The 18,322-nt window shown below is 68.9% G+C and carries 20 protein-coding genes; 15 read left to right on the top strand and 5 right to left on the bottom strand.

Annotated elements, in window-relative coordinates; genetic code table 11:
• The first annotated feature begins 168 nt into the window (after window positions 1-168).
• The 10 genes from thrS to M8859_RS00055 all read left to right on the top strand — a co-directional run bounded on the left by thrS (window position 169) and on the right by M8859_RS00055 (window position 10,761).
• Entirely contained in the window at window positions 169-2,238 is a 2,070-nt protein-coding gene (gene thrS / locus M8859_RS00100; protein WP_159919434.1) for a threonine--tRNA ligase, read from the top strand.
• 181 nt (window positions 2,239-2,419) lie between these two features.
• On the top strand, window positions 2,420-3,013 hold the full coding sequence (locus M8859_RS00095; RefSeq protein ID WP_159919432.1) for an ATP adenylyltransferase: 594 nt from the start codon (window positions 2,420-2,422) through the stop codon (window positions 3,011-3,013).
• A gap of 23 nt (window positions 3,014-3,036) precedes the next feature.
• Window positions 3,037-3,732, top strand: a complete 696-nt coding sequence (gene pgsA, locus M8859_RS00090) for a phosphatidylinositol phosphate synthase (protein ID WP_159919430.1) — start codon at window positions 3,037-3,039, stop codon at window positions 3,730-3,732.
• Between the two features lie 88 nt (window positions 3,733-3,820).
• Window positions 3,821-4,789 carry a phosphatidylinositol mannoside acyltransferase gene (locus M8859_RS00085; RefSeq protein WP_159919428.1) on the top strand — a complete coding sequence of 323 codons (969 nt, stop codon included), beginning with the start codon at window positions 3,821-3,823 and terminating at the stop codon, window positions 4,787-4,789.
• Complete coding sequence (locus M8859_RS00080; RefSeq protein ID WP_159919426.1) at window positions 4,786-5,910, top strand: glycosyltransferase family 4 protein; 1,125 nt, start codon at window positions 4,786-4,788, stop codon at window positions 5,908-5,910. The genes M8859_RS00085 and M8859_RS00080 overlap by 4 nt, the downstream gene beginning before the upstream one ends.
• The gene (locus M8859_RS00075; RefSeq protein ID WP_159920233.1) at window positions 5,910-6,953 is read left to right on the top strand and encodes an NUDIX hydrolase; all 1,044 of its coding nucleotides are present in this window, start codon (window positions 5,910-5,912) and stop codon (window positions 6,951-6,953) included. The genes M8859_RS00080 and M8859_RS00075 overlap by 1 nt, the downstream gene beginning before the upstream one ends.
• A 455-nt stretch (window positions 6,954-7,408) precedes the next feature.
• Window positions 7,409-8,311, top strand: coding sequence for a pyridoxal 5'-phosphate synthase lyase subunit PdxS (pdxS, locus tag M8859_RS00070; protein ID WP_195070555.1), 903 nt, complete (start codon window positions 7,409-7,411; stop codon window positions 8,309-8,311).
• Between the two features lie 24 nt (window positions 8,312-8,335).
• Window positions 8,336-9,220: a LysR family transcriptional regulator gene (locus M8859_RS00065; RefSeq protein ID WP_195070556.1), complete on the top strand. Its 885-nt coding sequence runs from the start codon at window positions 8,336-8,338 to the stop codon at window positions 9,218-9,220.
• A 159-nt stretch (window positions 9,221-9,379) separates the two neighbouring features.
• Complete coding sequence (locus M8859_RS00060; protein WP_195070557.1) at window positions 9,380-9,871, top strand: WKL family lipoprotein; 492 nt, start codon at window positions 9,380-9,382, stop codon at window positions 9,869-9,871.
• Between the two features lie 155 nt (window positions 9,872-10,026).
• Window positions 10,027-10,761: an SDR family oxidoreductase gene (locus M8859_RS00055; protein ID WP_159919424.1), complete on the top strand. Its 735-nt coding sequence runs from the start codon at window positions 10,027-10,029 to the stop codon at window positions 10,759-10,761.
• 241 nt (window positions 10,762-11,002) lie between these two features.
• Here M8859_RS00055 and M8859_RS00050 read toward each other — a convergent pair whose 3' ends face one another.
• Window positions 11,003-11,626 carry a nucleoside/nucleotide kinase family protein gene (locus M8859_RS00050; RefSeq protein ID WP_195070558.1) on the bottom strand — a complete coding sequence of 208 codons (624 nt, stop codon included), beginning with the start codon at window positions 11,624-11,626 and terminating at the stop codon, window positions 11,003-11,005.
• A 112-nt stretch (window positions 11,627-11,738) separates the two neighbouring features.
• Between M8859_RS00050 and M8859_RS00045 the strand changes: the two genes are divergently transcribed.
• From M8859_RS00045 to M8859_RS00035, 3 genes are all read left to right on the top strand, one after another.
• Window positions 11,739-12,560, top strand: a complete 822-nt coding sequence (locus M8859_RS00045; protein WP_159919420.1) for an acyl-CoA thioesterase — start codon at window positions 11,739-11,741, stop codon at window positions 12,558-12,560.
• Window positions 12,561-12,644: 84 nt separating this feature from the next.
• Window positions 12,645-13,295: a pyridoxal 5'-phosphate synthase glutaminase subunit PdxT gene (pdxT, locus tag M8859_RS00040; RefSeq protein ID WP_159919418.1), complete on the top strand. Its 651-nt coding sequence runs from the start codon at window positions 12,645-12,647 to the stop codon at window positions 13,293-13,295.
• 153 nt (window positions 13,296-13,448) lie between these two features.
• Window positions 13,449-14,201 (top strand): YebC/PmpR family DNA-binding transcriptional regulator, encoded by a 753-nt coding sequence (locus tag M8859_RS00035; RefSeq protein WP_159919416.1) that lies wholly within the window; start codon window positions 13,449-13,451, stop codon window positions 14,199-14,201.
• Here M8859_RS00035 and M8859_RS00030 read toward each other — a convergent pair.
• The 4 genes from M8859_RS00030 to M8859_RS00015 form a co-directional block, all read right to left on the bottom strand.
• Window positions 14,198-14,701, bottom strand: a complete 504-nt coding sequence (locus M8859_RS00030) for an SRPBCC family protein (protein WP_159919414.1) — start codon at window positions 14,699-14,701, stop codon at window positions 14,198-14,200. The genes M8859_RS00035 and M8859_RS00030 overlap by 4 nt on opposite strands.
• 144 nt (window positions 14,702-14,845) lie before the next feature.
• Window positions 14,846-15,205, bottom strand: a complete 360-nt coding sequence (locus M8859_RS00025; RefSeq protein ID WP_159919412.1) for a metalloregulator ArsR/SmtB family transcription factor — start codon at window positions 15,203-15,205, stop codon at window positions 14,846-14,848.
• A gap of 113 nt (window positions 15,206-15,318) precedes the next feature.
• Complete coding sequence (locus M8859_RS00020; RefSeq protein ID WP_159919410.1) at window positions 15,319-15,525, bottom strand: DUF5988 family protein; 207 nt, start codon at window positions 15,523-15,525, stop codon at window positions 15,319-15,321.
• 41 nt (window positions 15,526-15,566) lie between these two features.
• Window positions 15,567-16,529 carry an NADP-dependent oxidoreductase gene (locus tag M8859_RS00015; protein WP_223513226.1) on the bottom strand — a complete coding sequence of 321 codons (963 nt, stop codon included), beginning with the start codon at window positions 16,527-16,529 and terminating at the stop codon, window positions 15,567-15,569.
• A 70-nt stretch (window positions 16,530-16,599) separates the two neighbouring features.
• Here M8859_RS00015 and M8859_RS00010 point away from each other — a divergent pair, with 70 nt between their 5' ends.
• Together M8859_RS00010 and M8859_RS00005 are read left to right on the top strand one after the other, a co-directional pair.
• The gene (locus M8859_RS00010; RefSeq protein ID WP_201295124.1) at window positions 16,600-17,589 is read left to right on the top strand and encodes a GlxA family transcriptional regulator; all 990 of its coding nucleotides are present in this window, start codon (window positions 16,600-16,602) and stop codon (window positions 17,587-17,589) included.
• Between the two features lie 105 nt (window positions 17,590-17,694).
• Window positions 17,695-18,213, top strand: coding sequence for an O-acetyl-ADP-ribose deacetylase (locus M8859_RS00005; RefSeq protein ID WP_249643583.1), 519 nt, complete (start codon window positions 17,695-17,697; stop codon window positions 18,211-18,213).
• The last annotated feature ends 109 nt before the right edge of the window (window positions 18,214-18,322 follow it).

The following is an 18,322-nucleotide window of genomic DNA, read 5'->3' as shown; positions in this document are numbered from 1 at the left end:
GAGGGGACTCGGACGCAAACCCCACGCCACCTGACCGGTACGGCCTAAAACCCGGAGGCGCGGGCGAGCGCGGCGGGACAGTAGCATGGTCGCGCCGGGCGAACATGCGATCGGCCACCGTCCAGCGGGACCCCTCCCGCACACGAGAACGCCAAGGAGAGCGCAGCCGTGACCACCTCAGCCCCCATCAGCCCAGTCGCCCTCGTCCGGGTGCCGGCCGGGACGACGGCGGGCGCCGCGGTGCGCGAGGCGGGACTACCCACCAAGGGCCCGGAAACCGTCGTCGTCGTCCGGGCCGACGGTGAACTCAAGGACCTGTCCTGGACCCCGGACGAGGACGTCGACGTGGAGCCGGTGGCGGCGAACACCGACGACGGCCGCAACGTCATCCGCCACTCCGCCGCGCACGTGCTCGCCCAGGCGGTGCAGCAGGAGTTCCCCGGAGCGAAGCTGGGCATCGGCCCCTACATCAAGGACGGGTTCTACTACGACTTCCGCGTCGAGCGGCCGTTCACCCCCGAGGATCTGGCCAAGCTCGAATCGCGGATGAAGAAGATCGTCAAAGGCGCGCAGCGGTTCTCCCGCCGGGTGGTCGAGGTCGACGACGCCAGGGTCGAGCTGGCCGCGGAGCCCTTCAAGCTCGAGCTGATCAGTGACAAGTCCGGGATCGATGACCCGGAGGTCATGGAGGTCGGCGGCAAAGAGCTGACCATCTACGACAACCTGGATCCGCGCACCGGAGAGAAGATCTGGGGCGATTTGTGCCGCGGCCCGCACATTCCGACCACCAAGTTCATCCCGGCCTTCAAGCTCACCCGCAGTTCGGCCGCGTACTGGCGCGGCGACCAGAGCCGCGAGGACCTGCAGCGCATCTACGGCACCGCTTGGGAGTCGCAGGAGGCGCTCGACGAACACCTGCACCTGCTCGCCGAGGCCGAGCGCCGCGACCACCGCAAGCTGGGTCTGGAGCTGGACCTGTTCAGCTTCCCCGACGAACTCGGTTCCGGCCTTCCGGTGTTCCACCCCAAGGGCGGGATCATCCGCAAGGAACTGGAGGAGTACTCGCGCCGCAGGCATGTGGCGGCGGGTTACGAGTTCGTCAACACCCCGCACATCACCAAAGGCCACCTGTTCGAGGTCTCCGGCCACCTGGACTGGTACCGCGACGGCATGTTCCCCGCGATGCACCTGGACGCCGAACTCAACGAGGACGGCACCGTTCGCAAGCCCGGCCAGGACTACTACGTCAAGCCGATGAACTGCCCGATGCACAACCTGATCTTCCGCGCCCGCGGCCGGTCGTATCGGGAGCTGCCGCTGCGGCTGTTCGAGTTCGGCTCGGTCTACCGCTACGAGAAGTCCGGCGTGGTGCACGGCCTGACCCGGGTGCGCGGCATGACCCAGGACGACGCGCACATCTACTGCACCAAAGAGCAGATGCACAGCGAGCTGACCGACACGCTGCGGTTCGTGCTGGATCTGCTGAAGGACTACGGCCTCGACGACTTCTACCTCGAACTGTCCACCAAGGACCCGAAGAAGTTCGTCGGCTCCGAGGAGATCTGGGAGGAGGCCACCGAAACCTTGTCCAAGGTCGCCTCGGCCTCCGGTCTCGAGCTGGTGCCCGATCCCGGCGGCGCCGCTTTCTACGGCCCGAAGATCTCCGTGCAGGCCAAGGACGCGCTGGGCCGCACCTGGCAGATGTCGACCATCCAGCTGGACTTCAACCTGCCCGAGCGCTTCGACCTGGAGTACACCGCCTCCGACGGCACCAAGCAGCGGCCGGTCATGATCCACCGCGCCCTGTTCGGCTCGATCGAGCGATTCTTCGGCGTGCTCACCGAGCACTACGCGGGGGCGTTCCCGGCCTGGCTCTCGCCGGTGCAGGTGGTGGGCATCCCGGTCGCGGAAGCGTTCGCCCCGCACCTGGACCGGGTGATCGAGCAGTTGCAGGACGAGGGCGTTCGCGCGCAGGTGGACCGTAGCGACGACCGGATGCAGAAGAAGATCTTCAACAACACCGCGCAGAAGGTGCCGTTCATGCTGCTGGCCGGTGAGCGCGACGTGAACGCGAACGCCGTGAGCTTCCGCTTCCGGGACGGCACCCAGGTCAACGGTGTGCCGGTCGACGACGCGGTGGCCACCATCGTCGCGTGGATCGCCCACCGGGAGAACGCGTCACCGACGGCCGAGGGGTTCGAGATTCGATCAACGAACAAGGGTGGGGACCCGGCATGAGCGGTCAGTCCCGGAGGCGGCAGCGCAGCGTGACCACGCAGGGCCCCGCTCGTGCCGCCAGGAGTTACAGCATGAGCGGTCAGTCCCGGAGGCGGCAGCGCAGCGTGACCACGCAGGGCCCCGCTCGTGCCGCCAGGAGTTACAGCATGAGCGGTCAGTCCCGGAGGGGGAGGGACACGGCATGACCGAGCGTACGGTGCCGGACGGGCTCGCGGATCTGGACGCGACCTCGGCCGAGCCGGGCAGCATCGTGGACACCGGCGCCGGGGAACCGGACCGGCTGCTGCGGCTGTGGACGCCCTACCGGATGTCCTACATCGCGGAGGCTGCCACGGGCCCGAAGGATTCGACCGGCCATCCCTTCACCGACATCCCGAAGATGTCCGACGAGGACGGACTGGTCATCGCCCGGGGTGAGCTGGTGTACGCCGTGCTCAACCTGTACCCCTACAATCCGGGGCACATGATGGTGGTGCCCTACCGCAAGGTGGCGAACCTCGAGGATCTCACCGAGGCGGAGAGCGCCGAGCTGATGGCTTTCACCCAGCAGGCGATCCGGGTCATGAAGAAGGTGTCGCGGCCGCACGGGTTCAATGTCGGGCTGAATCTCGGCGGGGTAGCGGGTGGGTCGCTCGCCGACCACCTGCACCAGCACATCGTGCCGCGCTGGGGCGGTGACGCGAATTTCATCACCGTCATCGGCGGGGCGAAGGTCATGCCGCAACTGCTGCGGGAGACCAGGGCGCTGCTGTCGGCGGCCTGGAAGGAGGCGTAGATGAGCGCCCGGGCGGAGTTGCCGTGCTGAGCTTCTTCGGCCGCGAGACGTTCGCCAAAGCGACGGCTCCGCTGGGCCGCGCACTGGTCGGCACGGGACTCACTCCCGACGCCATGACGCTGATCGGCACCACTGCCTCCATCGCCGCAGCGGTCACGCTCTTCCCGACCGGACACCTGTTCTGGGGAACCATGGTGATCTGGCTGTTCGTCATGTTCGACATGCTCGACGGTGCCATGGCCAGAGCTCGCGGCGGCGGCACGAAATACGGCGCGGTACTGGACGCCACCTGCGACCGGCTGGCCGACGGCGCCATCTTCGCCGGGCTGGCCTGGTGGGCAGTCTTCCACGAGCAGCACAAACCGCTGTTCGCCGCGACGCTCGTCGTCCTGGTGACTTCGCAGGTGATCTCCTACGCCAAGGCGCGCGCCGAGGCCAGCGGACTGTCCGCGGACGGGGGCCTCATCGAGCGGCCCGACCGGCTGATCATCGTTCTGGTGGGAGCGGGGTTCACCGGGATCGGCGGCTACTGGGGCATCGAGTGGCTCACCTACGCCGTGCACGTGGCTATGTGGATCCTCGCCGTGCTCAGCATCGTCACCGTCGTGCAGCGGGTGCTGGCGGTGCGCAACTCGCCGGGTGCGCGCACCGTGATCCCGGCAGGGCAGCCGCAGAGCCCGAGCGCGGGAACCCCGGGCACCACAGGACTTCCGTCGTGATCTCACCCAGGTACGGACGCCGACCGATCGATGGTGGCGTCGGGGCATTCGTGACGACGGAGTGTGGACCGGCAGCGCGGGAGTGCGAATGACCATCGGGGAGCGGCTCGCCGCCACCGGATACGCGGCGGGCTGGCGGCTGGTGCGTGCGCTGCCGGAGCCGACGGCACGGCGGCTGTTCGAGTGGGGCGGGGACCAAGCGGCCCGCCGCGCCAATCGGGAGTTCCACGCGGGCGGCCCGCCGAACCAGTTGCGCCGCAACCTGGCGCGCGTGCTCGGCGTGCTCCCCGCCGACGTGCCGGACGAGCTGATCAGCGCCAGCATGCGGTCGTACGCGCGGTACTGGCGGGAGGCGTTCCGGCTGCCCGCGATGGACCATTCCACGATCGACTACTTCGTCGACGGGTTGCCGTACCTGGACGCCGCGCTGAAGGAGGGGCGAGGCGTGGTGCTCGTGCTGCCGCACTCCGGCAACTGGGATATGGCGGGTGTCTGGCTCGTGCAGCACTACGGGGCATTCTCCACCGTGGCCGAGCGACTGAAGCCCGAATCGCTGTTCGAGCGGTTCGTAGCCTACCGGGAGAGTCTCGGCTTCGAGGTCTTCCCGCTGACTGGTGGCGAGCAACCGCCGTTCGTCCAGTTGGCGGCGCGCCTGCGGCAGAACAAGATCGTGTGCCTGATGGGTGAACGCGACCTCACCGGCAAGGGCGTCCCCGTCCAGTTCTTCGGTGAGCGCACCTGGATGCCCGCGGGCGCGGCGAAATTGGCCGCCGAGACGGGAGCCGCGTTGATTCCGGTGCACGCGTGGTTCGAGGTCGATACCGACGGCCGCGAGAACTGGGGCCTGAAAACCGAGGCGCCGCTGGACGTTTCCGTCGGGGTGGCCGCGGCTACCCAGGCGCTGGCGGACCGCTTCGCAGCGAATATCGCCGAGCACCCCGCGGATTGGCACATGCTGCAACCATTGTGGGAGAGCGATCTCTCGCCCCGGCGGCGCGCCATGATCGCCGCCGCGCAGGCGGGGCTCAAAGCCGAGCAGGGAGACGTATCGCCATGAAGATCGGCATGGTCTGCCCCTATTCCTTCGACGTCCCCGGCGGGGTGCAGGCGCATGTGGTCGAGCTGGCGCGGGTGTTCATCGAACGCGGACACAAGGTGAGCGTTCTGGCGCCCGCGTCCGACGAGACCCCGCTGCCGGAGTTCGTGGTTTCGGCCGGCCGCGCGGTGGCGATCCCCTACAACGGGTCGGTGGCCAGATTGTCCTTCGGGCCCATGGCCTACACCAGGATTCGCCGGTGGATCGACGGCAACGACTTCGACGTGTTGCACATCCACGAGCCGAACGCGCCGAGCCTGTCCATGCTCGCGCTGAAGATCGCCGAGGGCCCGATCGTGGCGACTTTCCACACCTCGACGACGAAATCGTTGGTGCTGAGTACTTTTCAGGGCGTGCTGCGGCCGTATCACGAGAAGATCTCCGGCCGTATCGCCGTTTCCGAGCTGGCGCGACGGTGGCAGGTCGAAGCGCTGGGCTCGGACGCGGTGGAGATACCCAACGGCGTCGACGTCCCGGCGTTCGCTCGGGCGCCGATGCTGCCGGGGTACCCGCGCCCAGGGGGGACGGTGCTGTTCCTGGGGCGTTACGACGAGCCGCGCAAGGGCATGGAGGTGCTGCTCGGCGCGCTTCCCGAGCTGGTGCGCAAGCATCCCGATGTCGAGATCCTGATCGTCGGCCGCGGGGACGAGGACCGGTTGCGCCGCGAAGCGGGTGAGCTGTCCGTTCACCTGCGCTTCCTCGGCCAGGTGTCCGACGAGGAGAAGGCTTCGGCGATGCGGAGCGCGGACGTGTACGTCGCGCCCAACCTCGGCGGCGAGAGTTTCGGCATCATTCTGATCGAGGCGATGGCCGCAGGCACCGCGGTGGTGGCCAGCGAACTGGACGCCTTCCGCCGGGTGCTGCGTGACGGTACGGCGGGCATGCTGGTCCCGGTCGGCGACCCGGCGGCCCTGGCCGCCGCGCTGCACGCCGTGCTCACCGACGAGGTGCGCAGGGAGGCTCTGGTGCGTACCGCGACGCAGGTGGTCGGCGAGTACGACTGGCCGGTGGTGGCCGAACAGATCTTGCGTGTCTACGAGACGGTGACCATCGGCGACACGAGAGTGCGGGCCGCCGGATGATCACCTTTTCCGCGACCACCGTTCTCGTTCTCGCGCTGATCGCCGCGGTGATCGTCGCGATCGGTCTGTGGGCCTACTCCACCGCCAACCGACTGGACCGGTTGCACGTGCGGTCCGATCAATCCTGGCAGGCACTCGACGCGGCTCTGGCCAGGCGGGCGGTGGTGGCTCGGTCGGTGGCCATGGCGATCGCGGGGCCGGTGTCCGATCCGGCCCGGTCGGAGCAGGCCAGAAACCTCTCGTCGCTGGCCGACCGCGCCGAGCGCGCCGGTCGCGCCGAGCGGGAGACGGTGGAGAACCAGCTGTCCTCCGCGCTGTCGGCGGTCGATATCGGCACGCTGCGCCCACAGTTGGTCGCCGAACTGGCCGACGCCGAGGCCCGGGTGCTGATCGCCCGCCGCTTCCACAACGACGCCGTGCGCGACACGCTGGCGCTGCGCACGCGGCGTCCGGTCCGCGTCCTGCACCTCGGGGGCACCGCCCCGCTGCCGTCGTACTTCGAGATCACCGAGCGCGCCACTCCCGCGGCATCGACCGGCCTGGCGGTGGACACCATTCGTACCACCGCGAGGATCGTGCTGTTCGACGAGAACGACCGGACCCTGCTGATGCGCGGCAACGACCCGAAGACGCCGGAGGTGTCGTTCTGGTTCACCGTCGGCGGCGGCGTGGAGCCGGGGGAGAGCCTGCGCGTCGCGGCGGTGCGGGAACTGTACGAAGAGACCGGGTGCCGCGCCGACCCGGCCGATCTGCGCGGGCCGCTCTGGCGGCGGGTCGCGGTATTTCCCTTCAACGGCGAGCTGATCCGGTCCGAGGAGCTGTTCTTCGCGCTGCGGGTGCGTGGTTTCGAACCCTACGCGGCGAATCCGACCGCGATCGAACGTCGTTCCATCACCGGCCACAAATGGTGCACCGCAGCCGACATCGTCGCGCTGGATCGCGGCGGTGAGACCGTGTACCCGTATCACCTCGATGAGCTGCTCGCCGAAGCGGCCGAGGCGGCGTCGGGCACCGCTGATCCCGAGGTCCGCTCCATCCGCTGACGGGCGCGAGAACCTGTGATGTGTTTCACGATCGTGATACCGTCGCGATGATTCGAGACGCCAGAGGGTAGTGCTGTCAGGGGCGCATGCGTTTTCGGCGTCGTGGTTCTGCTGACGGCGGGGCCGTTCCTGCTCGGTTGTGGAGGTAGTTGCTTCATGTCGTACCTGCTGTTCGATTTCCTGTTGCCGCTGATCGGCCCGGCGGCCGCGGAGTACTGGGCACATTTGCTGGTGGTCGGCCCGCTGTGACCCGCCGCCCGGCGGCGGCCGGGCAGGCCAGTGCGTCGCCGGGACGGCACGGCTGCCGAGCCCTCCCGGCGTAGGGGCGCCAATAACCGAGATCACACCAGGCCAGTCCACTCCAACTGGCTATCAAGTGGCCTTTCCCGGCCGCCTAGAATCGTGGCGTTCGCATCCGAGCGATCGATTGGCGCACATGCCTGGAGGAGTTTGCCGTGACCACGCCCGAGACCACCCAGACCGTCGGCACCGCCCGCGTGAAGCGCGGCATGGCCGAGATGCTCAAGGGCGGGGTGATCATGGACGTCGTCACGCCGGAGCAAGCCAAGATCGCCGAGGACGCCGGCGCGGTCGCGGTGATGGCGCTGGAGCGCGTGCCCGCCGACATCCGCGCCCAGGGCGGCGTGTCCCGCATGAGTGATCCGGACATGATCGATGGCATCATCTCCGCGGTCTCCATTCCGGTCATGGCCAAGGCCCGTATCGGCCACTTCGTGGAAGCGCAGATCCTGCAGAGCCTCGGCGTGGACTACATCGACGAGTCCGAGGTGCTCACCCCCGCCGACTACGCCAACCACATCGACAAGTGGAACTTCACCGTGCCGTTCGTCTGCGGCGCCACCAACCTCGGCGAGGCGCTGCGCCGAATCACCGAGGGGGCGGCCATGATTCGCTCCAAGGGCGAGGCCGGCACCGGTGACGTGTCCAACGCGACCACACACATGCGCAAGATCCGGCAGGAGATCCGGAGGCTGTCGTCGCTGCCCGAGGACGAGTTGTTCGTCGCGGCCAAGGAACTGCAGGCTCCCTACGAGCTGGTCCGGGAGATCGCCGAGACCGGGAAGCTGCCGGTCGTGCTGTTCACCGCGGGCGGTATCGCCACCCCCGCCGACGCGGCGATGATGATGCAGCTCGGTGCCGAGGGCGTGTTCGTGGGGTCGGGCATCTTCAAGTCCGGCAACCCGGCTCAGCGCGCCGCCGCCATCGTCAAGGCCACCACCTTCTACGACGACCCCGATGTGCTGGCCAAGGTGTCACGCGGGCTCGGCGAGGCCATGGTCGGCATCAACGTCGAAGACATCGCCCAGCCGCACCGCCTGGCCGAGCGCGGTTGGTGATCGCGGGCCGGTAGCGTCTGCCGCGTGGAGTTGCGGCAGTTGCGGTACTTCGTGGTCCTGGCGGAGGAGCTGCACTTCCGCCGGGCCGCGGAGCGATTGTTCATCTCGACGCCCACACTCAGCCAGCAGATCAAGGTGCTGGAACGGGAACTGGGCGGTCCACTGCTGGTCCGGGAGCCGCGCGTGGAGCTGACGGCCGCGGGTGCGGTGCTGCTGCGCACCGGCAAGACCGTGCTGCGCGCGATGGACGAGGCGGTCCGGGAAACGAGGCGCGCTGCCGCCGCGGGCGCCCCGGTGGTGCGCCTGGGTTTGCTGAACGGTGTCCCGCCCTGGCTGCCCACGCGCATCGGCAGCCTGCTCACCGCCGCGCTGCCCGGCGCCCGCCTGGTCCTCACCGGCGGGACCACCGCCGATCAGGTGCGCTTGCTCGATGACGACGAAGTCGATCTCGCCTTGGTCCGCACACCGGTGAACCTGCCCGAACGCTTCGCGCAGCGCCCGGTCGCCCGTGAGGAACTGGGCGTTGTGATGTCGGCGCGGCATCCGCTCGCGGGCGCGGCGCTGCTCGATCCGGCGGATCTCAGCGGGCAGGAGCTGATCTTGTTCGCGCGTGAGTCCGCTGCCGGTCTGCACGATTCGCTGCTGCGCGCGCTCTCCGACCACGGCGCCGGAGTGCGGCTCAGCGACAGCGCGATGGGGCATGCGCAGATGCTCGCGGTCCTGCCGTCACGGCCCGACGTGATCGGGCTCAGCTCCTCGCGTGCGGATGGACTACCCGGTCTGGTCTGGCGGCCGCTACGCGGCGCGCCGCTGGTGGTGACCTACGCCGTCGCCTGGCGCGCAGTGGTGCGCGATCCGGCCGTCGGGGTGCTGATCGCCGCCCTCGCACGCGAACTGCTGGCGGAATAGGCCGCTCGTACCGCTTCCGATGCTAGGTTCGACTCTCATGGCGACCAAAAGGTCGCCTCATGGTTCCCACAATCACGCTCAGTAGCTTCGCCATTCGATGGCCATCCCGGCCACGCGCCCTCTCACCGTCGGAAAGATCCGAGCGCAAAGGACGAACAGTTGAAGCTTCCCACGACCGGACGTATCGCAGTCGCGAGCCTGGCCTTCGCGGCCGCCCTCGGCCTCGCCGCCTGCGGCGACGACGCGAGCGACTCGCCCACGGCGACCCGCACCACGGCTGCCGCCTCGCCGACCGGGAGTACACCTGCCCCGCCCACCGTCGACGAACTCAACGCCCTGTTGCAGCGGGCCCTCGACCCCACGGTGCCGAATGAGCAGAAGCTCGAATCCGTGCAGGGCATCGAAGCCGACCCGGCGCTGCCCAACCGGCTGGCCGACGCGTTCCGTCAGGCCAACGCCACGGCAGTGGTGACAGGTGTGACCGTCTTCGGTGACAGCGTCAGCGCACAGGCCAAGTTCACCATCAACGGGCAGGAGAACCCGGTCGACGTTCCGTTCGTCCTGGACGGGGGCAAGTGGAAGGTCCAGAAGGCCTGGGCCTGCCAGGCGCTGGCCAACCTGAATCAGCAATCCCCGGCCTGCGTCCCCTGAGAGTCGGAATCGGCCCGGCGCGTGGGGCGGTGATATCGGCGCCGTCGCGGGTGCCGGGCCGAGTCCATTCGCTGCCTGCGGTGTTAGTCGGCGGCTAAGCCGTATTCGGAAGTGCTCCATGGACGCTCGACCCACGGCGATGGTGGGCTGGGGCCATGACTTCGAGCAGTACGACATCCGAACGTGTGGTCATCGTGGGCGGCAGCTCAGGCATGGGCCTGGCGCTGGCGGCCGCGCTCGTCGCCGAGGGCGCGGAGGTCACCATCGCGGGCCGTTCCGCCGAGCGGCTCGCCTCGGCGGAGCGCACCCTGCCCAAGGGACCGGGCACGGTGCGCTCGGTCGTCGCGGACATCACCAGCGAAGCCGACCTCGAGCGTTTGTTCGCCGATCCAGAGCCGGTCGATCACGTCGTCACCACGGCGGCCGACGTCACCGGCGCCTACCAGCCGCTGGCCCGGTTCGACGCCGACCTGGCCCGAAACCTCGTCTCCGCCAAGCTGATCGGCCCCACTCTGCTCGCCAAGCACGCTCGTGTGGTACCCGGCGGCTCGGTGACGTTCACCTCCGGCGTCGCGGCGTACCGGCCCGCCCCCGGCGGCGCCATGGTGGCGGCCGTCAACGGCGCCCTCGCCTCACTGGCCTACGCTCTGGCCCTCGAACTCGGTCCGGTCCGTGTCAACGTGGTCTCACCAGGGTGGGTCGACACCCCGATCTGGGACACCATCGCGGGCGCCGCGAAGACCGAACGCCATCGGCAGCTCGCGGTGCGCCTGCCCGTCGGACGTATCGGTCGTCCCTCCGATATCGCGCAGGCAATGCTCGGCGTGATGCGCAATCCCTTCATCACCGGCACTGTCCTGCACGTCGACGGCGGGCATCGCCTGGTCTGACGCCTGGACAGGCGGAGTGGGGAGAGCTCGAGCAGACGATGGGATGTGGGTCATCGTCACCGGCAGGCGTTGAATTCAGCATTCGGATGCAACGGCGGGGCGAAGGCAGCCCGGTGAACGCTTGTCACCCCCAGAATCACATATGGCTACGTTCCTATGCGCATCTAACTATCAAAGTCCGATCGATCACACACCGGTTCGCTGACTATTATCCCGAGAACTGCTAGGAAGGGAGGGTGCCCTAGCTCGCCGGACTGTCGATTCGAAGCGCAGGGCGATCAGGGTGGTCCCAACGGACGAAGAAATCCGGGGTGTACGGGTTCTCGGCGTCGTGCCGCAGCAGGGCGGGGATGGTCCACTGCGCATCGGGCGGAGTGTTGCGGCGGAGCGCGGCTTCGGACAGGTCCAGGCGGAGGCTCACGTCGACTGCGAGGTGTCGGCCCGCGAGCATCGGACCCGCGAGGACGATCGTGGTCGCGGGCGGCGCCGTGCGGATCGCGGCGCGCGCGGAGCGGTCGGCTGCTTCGTCCCAGAGCGCGGGCAGCCACCGGCCGTGCCCGCGCAGCGCGTCGACCACTTCGCGGCGCAGCGCGGCGTAGTCGAACCACGCTGTGCGATAGGACATCTCGTCGGTGCGGCCGAACTCCATGCGCAGTGAGGCAGGTCGCACGTAGTCGTGCAGGGAGACCACCTCGGCGGACCGGCCCGCGTCGCGCAGCGCCTCGACGATCCGGTCGGCGAGGGCCGCGGGCTGGGCGGCGTCCGCACCGTCGACGGCGATCACCGTGTGCGAGCGCGCGGTCAGGACGGGCTGGATCACTTGCTCGACAAGGCCGTCGCGGGTGATCGGCAGGAAGCGTGGCACCCGTCCATCTCAGCAAATCGCGACCCCTGGGCGGCCAGGGAGCGCACATGTTGCCGAGCGTTCACCGGCGGCCGGACGGCGCCCCCATCAGTGGCCGGGATAATCTCAGCGCATGGCGACAATCGAAGAGGCGCTGGAGATAGAGCGGCTCGAGCGGGACATCTTCCGTGGCGCGTCCACCAAGACCCAGCTTCCGCGCACGTTCGGCGGCCAGGTTGCCGGCCAGGCGCTCGTGTCCGCGGTGCGGACGGTGGAACCGCGGTTCCAGGTGCACTCGTTGCACGGTTACTTCTTGCGTCCGGGCAATCCGCAGGAGCCGACGGTCTACCAGGTCGAGCGCATCAGGGACGGCCGCTCGTTCTGCACCCGGCGCGTGACCGGCATCCAGGACGGCGCCGCGATCTTCACCATGTCGGCCTCGTTCCACGTGGGTGACCAGGGCCCCGAGCACCAGGACGTCATGCCCGAGGTCCCGATGCCGGAAGACCTCCCCGACGCGAGCACCACGATGAGCCCCGAACGGTTGTGGGAAATGCGCGAGTGGGAGCACTGGGACATCCGCATGGTCCCGCACGAGGACGTGTCCCGCCGCGATGGCGTGGTCTCCCAGCAGCAGGTGTGGTTCCGCTACCGGCACCTGCTGCCCGACGACCCGCTGGTGCACGTGTGCACCCTCGCCTACATGAGCGATATGACGCTGCTGGGCTCCTCGAAGGTCATCCATCCCGACGATCCCACCCAGAACGCCTCGCTCGATCACGCGATGTGGTTCCTGCGCCCGTTCCGCGCCGACGAGTGGCTGCTCTACGACCAGTCGTCGCCGTCGGCGGGCTTCGGTCGCGCCCTCACCGGCGGCAAGATCTTCACCCGGGAGGGCACGCTGGTCGCGGCCGTAGTCCAGGAAGGTCTCATCCGCACGCTGCGCGAGGGCTGACCGCTCGGCCGCGGCGACCGCCGTCGCGCACCGGACGGCGACCGTGAGCAGGCCCACATCGGCACGGCTCGTAAGCTTTCCAGCGTGAACGCTACCTCGGTCGCCGCGCCCGACGCCGACACCGGACAGACGCGCTCCCGTCCCGCTGTCGGTGTGCTCGCGCTGCAAGGCGACGTCCGGGAGCACGTCGCCGCGCTCGAGCGCTGTGGCGCCGAGCCCGTGCTGGTGCGGCGCGAGTCGGAGCTCGCCGCGGTGGACGCGCTGGTGCTGCCCGGCGGGGAGTCGACGGCGATCAGCAAGCTGCTGGAGGCCTTCGAGCTGCTGGAGCCGCTGCGCGCCCGGCTGCGCGACGGGATGCCCGCGTTCGGTTCCTGCGCGGGCATGATCCTGTTGGCCTCGGAGGTGCTCGACACCCGCCCGGACGCCCGGCACCTGTCGGGAATCGATATGACGGTGCGTCGCAACGCGTTCGGCCGTCAGGTCGATTCCTTCGAAACGGATCTGCCGTTCGCCGGCCTGACCGGCGGTCCGGTGCGAGCGGTGTTCATCCGGGCGCCGTGGGTGGAGCGGGCAGGTGAGGGCGTCGACGTGCTGGCCACCGTGCCGGACGGTCCCGCCGCGGGCCGGATCGTCGCGGTGCGGCAGGGCAATGTCCTGGCCACGTCGTTCCATCCGGAGGTGACCGGCGATCTGCGGGTGCACGAGATGTTCGTGGAGATCGTCCGCTCGGTTTGACGCACGCGGCCACGCGGGGGTGGAGTAGGCCGCGAAGCCGGGCGCTTTGCACGGCCCCGGTGGACGCCCGAGTAGGCTGGGGAAACTGTCCGCCCGGCCGTGCCGGTACCGTACACACGACCAGACGTGCCATCGACCTGAAGGAAGTAGGGAATGAGCGGCCACTCCAAATGGGCCACCACCAAGCACAAGAAGGCTGCGATCGACGCGAAGCGCGGCAAGCTGTTCGCGAAGTTGATCAAGAACATCGAGGTGGCGGCCCGGACCGGTGGTGGTGACCCGGATGGCAACCCGACGCTGTACGACGCCATCCAGAAGGCGAAGAAGTCGTCGGTCCCCAACGACAACATCGAGCGCGCCCGCAAGCGCGGCGGCGGTGAAGAGGCGGGCGGCGCCGACTGGCAGACGATCATGTACGAGGGCTACGGCCCCAACGGCGTCGCCGTGCTGATCGAGTGCCTCACCGACAACCGCAACCGGGCCGCGGGCGAGGTGCGGGTAGCGATGACGCGCAACGGCGGCAACATGGCCGATCCGGGCTCGGTGGCCTACCTGTTCCACCGCAAGGGCATCGTCACCCTGGAGAAGAACGGTCTGTCCGAGGACGACGTGCTGATGGCCGTGCTCGACGCGGGCGCCGAGGAGGTCAACGACCTCGGTGAATCGTTCGAGATCATCAGCGAGCCCGGGGATCTGATCGCGGTGCGCACCGCGCTGCAAGGCGCCGGTATCGACTACGACTCCGCCGAGTCCGGTTTCCAGCCCTCGGTGTCGGTCGCGGTGGATGCCGACGGCGCCCGCAAGGTGATCAAACTCGTGGACGCCCTCGAGGACAGCGACGACGTGCAGAACGTCTACACCAACGTCGACATCTCCGACGAGGTGCTTGCTCAGCTCGACGACTAGTCGATCAATCGCGCGTAGTACTCCTCCATGGCGGGATAGTAGTGCGCGAAATCGGGGCGGTCGCTCTGCGCACGGGCCGCCCCGAGCATGTCCAGGTAGTACTCCCAGCCGGGGCCGATATGCGGCACCTGGGCGATCTCGGTGTCGGTGAGCAGATGTTGAGTGAAGCGCAGCTCGGTGGTTCCCGCCGTCTCGCGCAGCGCCAAGTCCAGCCGCCAGCAACCGTGGTCGTCGATGGCGGAGACAGCGAGGCGGTGCGGTGGTTCGCAGGCATCGATGCGCAGCTCCATCCACGGCTGCCCATCCTCGAAAGCCAAGTGCACTTTGACGGTTCGTCCGGCGCCCGCCTCGCCCTCCCACGGTCCGAACCAGCGTGCGGTGCGGTCGGATTCGGTGACGCTGGCCCAGACGTCGTCGATCGGTGCGCGGTAGGTGCGGGTCAGCACCAGATCTCGGCCCGTATCGGCGGGAAACAGCTGTCCGGTGGGTCGCTTGGTCATGCGGTGTCCTTTCTCCATTCGGCGGGGCCGTGCGTGGTGACGCTGCGCTGCCGCCGTTGTGTTCGACCGCTCACGCGGTGTTGTTTTCTCGAGTGAGCGGGCCCTGCGTGGTGACGCTTCGCTGCCGCCTCCGGGCTTGACCGCTTACGCGGTGTCCTCCCGAATGGTGTACTGGTCACCAGAGCGGCGCTCGCGTCTGGCCCGGTACACCTCGGTTTCGAGTGCGTCGAGGTGGTGTGCCCAGGTAGCTGGTTGCCGGAATCGCTCGAGCCACTCGGTGAGCGCCGAGAGCGGTCCGGTGTCGAGCACGTAGAAACGCTCTCTACCGACGAGTTCGTCGCGTACCAGCCCGCTTTCGCGCAGGACCCGCAGATGCCGGCTGACAGCGGGGCGACTGATCTCGAAGTGCCCGGCGATCTCTCCTGCGGTGCGACGGGCGTTGATCAGTAGTTCCATGATCTCCCGGCGCACCGGATCGGCGATCGCACCGGCTACCTTGTCCACGACAAAAGCGTAACCGCTTGGTTACGCTTTTGTCCATAGCTGTGCGAGTCGGATTCGGTCAGAACTTCGCGACCAGGGGGCGCGTCACCGCCGCCGGAACGGGAAGGCGGAGCTCACTCGGCGATCTTCGTACGATCGCACCACTCGTACACGCGCAGTCGCCCTTGGGGGGTGTCCTGTTCCCGCTGAGTCACCTTGAAATGCTCGTATCCGCCCCGGTACGCGACCTTCAACTCCACTCCGGGCGGGGTGATCGGGACGATGCGCGCGGGCAGGTCCTGCGGCCCGCCTTCGAGGACAGCTTTTGCACCATTGCTCATCCTCGGATGGTAGAAGCGCGAACGCCCTGATCGTGGCAGATTCAGGGCACGGTGAGTACCAATTTGCCGACGGTTCGCCCGGTGTCGCCCAGCGCATGCGCTTTCGCCGCATCCGCCAGCGGGAAAGACCCCGCGAGCGTGGGACGCAGGGCGCCGGATTCGGCGAGTCCGGCCAGGGCGCGCATACCGGCGTGATCGTGTTCGACCAGCATGCGGACCGCGCGGACACCGAGCGCGTCGGCCTCGGCCGCGAGGTCGGCCGGACCGAGGGCGCGCAGTGTCACCAGCAATCCGCCCGGGCGCAGGGTGCGCAGCGAGCGAATGCTGTTGTCGTCATCGATCGAGTCCAGCACCACGTCCACGTCGCGAACCGCCTCGGCGACATCGGTGTCGCGGTAGTCGATCACCTCGTCGGCGCCGATTCCACGAAGGAAGGCATGGTTGGGCGCGCTGGCCGTACCGATGACGTAGGCGCCGCGCGCCTTGGCGATCTGCACCGCGAAGTGGCCTACGCCGCCCGCCGCGGCGTGGATCAGCACGCGTTGTCCCGCGCCGAGCTCGGCGGTGTCGACCAGCGCCTGCCAGGCGGTGAGTCCCGCGAGCGGGATCGCCGCCGCCTGCGCGTGGTCGAGGACGGCCGGTTTGCGGGCGAAAGCGCGGGCCGGGCCTGCGACGTATTCGGCGCAGGAGCCGTGGCCGTGCGGGTAGGGGAGCATTCCGAACACCTCGTCGCCGGGCCGGAACAGGGTGACGCCGACGCCGGTGTCCACCACTTCGCCGGAGACGTCCCAGCCGAGGACGAACGGCGGCTCCGGCAGGAACAGTCCGGCGTCGGCCCGGTGGCGCCAATCGGTCGGGTTGAGTCCGGCGGCGCGCACGCGAACCAGGATCTGGCTGGGCCCCGGGACGGGTTGCGGGAGTCGTACTTCGGTGAGCACCTCGGGACCGCCGAGGGTGTTCTGGCTGATCGCGCGCATGGTGGCGGTGCTGTCGATGTCGGTCATGCCTGTCAGCCTGCCCCGGGTGAACGGCGAGGGAAATGGCACGATTGCCATTCTTCGATATGATCGTGCCATGGTGGACGGGGCCGCACTGCATCGAGTGGTCGTGCTGGCATTGGATGGGGTGTATCCCTTCGAGTTGGGTATCCCGAATCGGGTATTCGGTAGCGCTGCGGGCAGATACGAGGTGAGCACCTGCTCGGTCGACGGGCGTCCGGTGCGCAGCGCGGCCGATTTCGATATCGCCGTCGCGCACGACAGCCGGGCCTTGCGGAAGGCCGACACCGTCGTGCTGCCGGCCTGCGATATAGCGACGGCTGTCTCCGGCACGCTGCCGGAGCCGGTGCTCGCCGCGTTCGCGCAAATTCGTCCGGGCGCCAGAATCGTCGCGATCTGCACCGGCGCCTTCGTCGCCGCGGCCGCGGGCCTGCTCGACGGGCGACCGGCCACCACGCATTGGAACCAGGCCGGTCTGTTCCGGCGCGCCTTCCCTCGGGTGCGTCTCGACCCGGACGTGCTCTACGTGGACGACGGGGACGTCCTCACCTCAGCGGGCGCGGCGGCGGGACTGGACGTGTGCCTGCACTTGGTGCGGCGCGATCACGGCAGTGCCGTCGCGAACGCGGTCGCGCGCCGCTGTGTCGTCCCGCCGTGGCGCGAGGGCGGCCAGGCGCAGTACATCGAGCAGCCGGTGCCGCCCGCGACGTCGGCGGGCACCGCCACGGCCCGGGAATGGGCGCTGGAGAACTTGCGCTCTGCGCTGACCGTCGACGAACTGGCGGTCCGGGCTCGGATGAGCAAGCGCACCTTCGCCCGGAGGTTCCGCGACGAGGTCGGCATGAGCCCGGGGCGCTGGCTGATCCAGCAGCGGGTCTTCCGCGCCAGGCACCTGCTGGAGACCACGGACCTGACCATCGATCGCATCGCGGGCGAGGTCGGTTTCGCCACCGGGACCTCGCTGCGGCAGCACCTGGTCGAGTCGATCGGGGTGTCACCGCAAGCTTATCGGCGTACGTTCCGTGCGCGTGCCGCCATGGCGGAGAGCCGGACGATCGTGGCGTGATCCGCGCGAACCCGCCGGTCGGCTCGGCCTTCGCCCGCACGACGCAACCGCGCTGACGGGCCGACTCACGGCGCCGCGAACCGTGCGCGGGGCAGAATGCCAACCATGGTCGAACTGGTGCTCGTGCGTGGCGACATCACCGAACAAGAGGTGGACGCGGTGGTGAACGCGGCGAACTCGTCGCTGCTCGGCGGTGGGGGAGTCGACGGCGCGATCCACCGTCGCGGTGGCCCGGAGATCCTGGCGGATTGCCGCAGGCTGCGTGCGTCCCACTATGGCGGGGGACTGCCGACCGGGGCGGCGGTCGCCACCACGGCGGGACACCTGCCAGCGCGGTGGGTGATCCACACGGTCGGCCCCGTGTGGTCGGCTACCGAGGACCGCTCCGCCCTGCTGGCCTCCTGCTATCGCGAATCCTTGCGTGTGGCGGACGAATTGGGAGCGCGGACCGTCGCGTTCCCCGCGATCTCGACGGGCGTCTTCGGCTGGCCGATGGACGACGGCGCCCGAATCGCCGTCGACACGGTTCGGGCCACCGAGACGGCGGTGTCGGAAGCGCGGTTCGTCCTGTACGACGAGCGCGCTCACGCGGCGTTCGCGCGGCATGTGGTGAGGAACCGGTGACGCCGCGCCAGGGTTTTCAACGCGCTGAGCACCGCACGTGCGATCGGATCGGTCTTGTCGGGCCGACAGGATGCCAGCGCGGTGATCAGCGCTTTGTCGGTCAGCTTGC

This window comes from Nocardia sputi (assembly GCF_023501985.1).
This window is presented reverse-complemented; position numbering and strand designations above follow the sequence as displayed.

Coding starts and splice junctions, on each gene's coding strand:
- M8859_RS00020 (WP_159919410.1), bottom strand. CDS start 15,525: ATGAGCAATGGTGCAAAAGCTGTCCTCGAAGGCGGGCCGCAGGACCTG.
- M8859_RS00080 (WP_159919426.1), top strand. CDS start 4,786: ATGAAGATCGGCATGGTCTGCCCCTATTCCTTCGACGTCCCCGGCGGG.
- M8859_RS00005 (WP_249643583.1), top strand. CDS start 17,695: ATGGTCGAACTGGTGCTCGTGCGTGGCGACATCACCGAACAAGAGGTG.
- M8859_RS00085 (WP_159919428.1), top strand. CDS start 3,821: ATGACCATCGGGGAGCGGCTCGCCGCCACCGGATACGCGGCGGGCTGG.
- M8859_RS00030 (WP_159919414.1), bottom strand. CDS start 14,701: ATGACCAAGCGACCCACCGGACAGCTGTTTCCCGCCGATACGGGCCGA.
- M8859_RS00035 (WP_159919416.1), top strand. CDS start 13,449: ATGAGCGGCCACTCCAAATGGGCCACCACCAAGCACAAGAAGGCTGCG.
- M8859_RS00015 (WP_223513226.1), bottom strand. CDS start 16,529: ATGACCGACATCGACAGCACCGCCACCATGCGCGCGATCAGCCAGAAC.
- M8859_RS00095 (WP_159919432.1), top strand. CDS start 2,420: ATGACCGAGCGTACGGTGCCGGACGGGCTCGCGGATCTGGACGCGACC.
- M8859_RS00010 (WP_201295124.1), top strand. CDS start 16,600: ATGGTGGACGGGGCCGCACTGCATCGAGTGGTCGTGCTGGCATTGGAT.
- M8859_RS00055 (WP_159919424.1), top strand. CDS start 10,027: ATGACTTCGAGCAGTACGACATCCGAACGTGTGGTCATCGTGGGCGGC.
- M8859_RS00045 (WP_159919420.1), top strand. CDS start 11,739: ATGGCGACAATCGAAGAGGCGCTGGAGATAGAGCGGCTCGAGCGGGAC.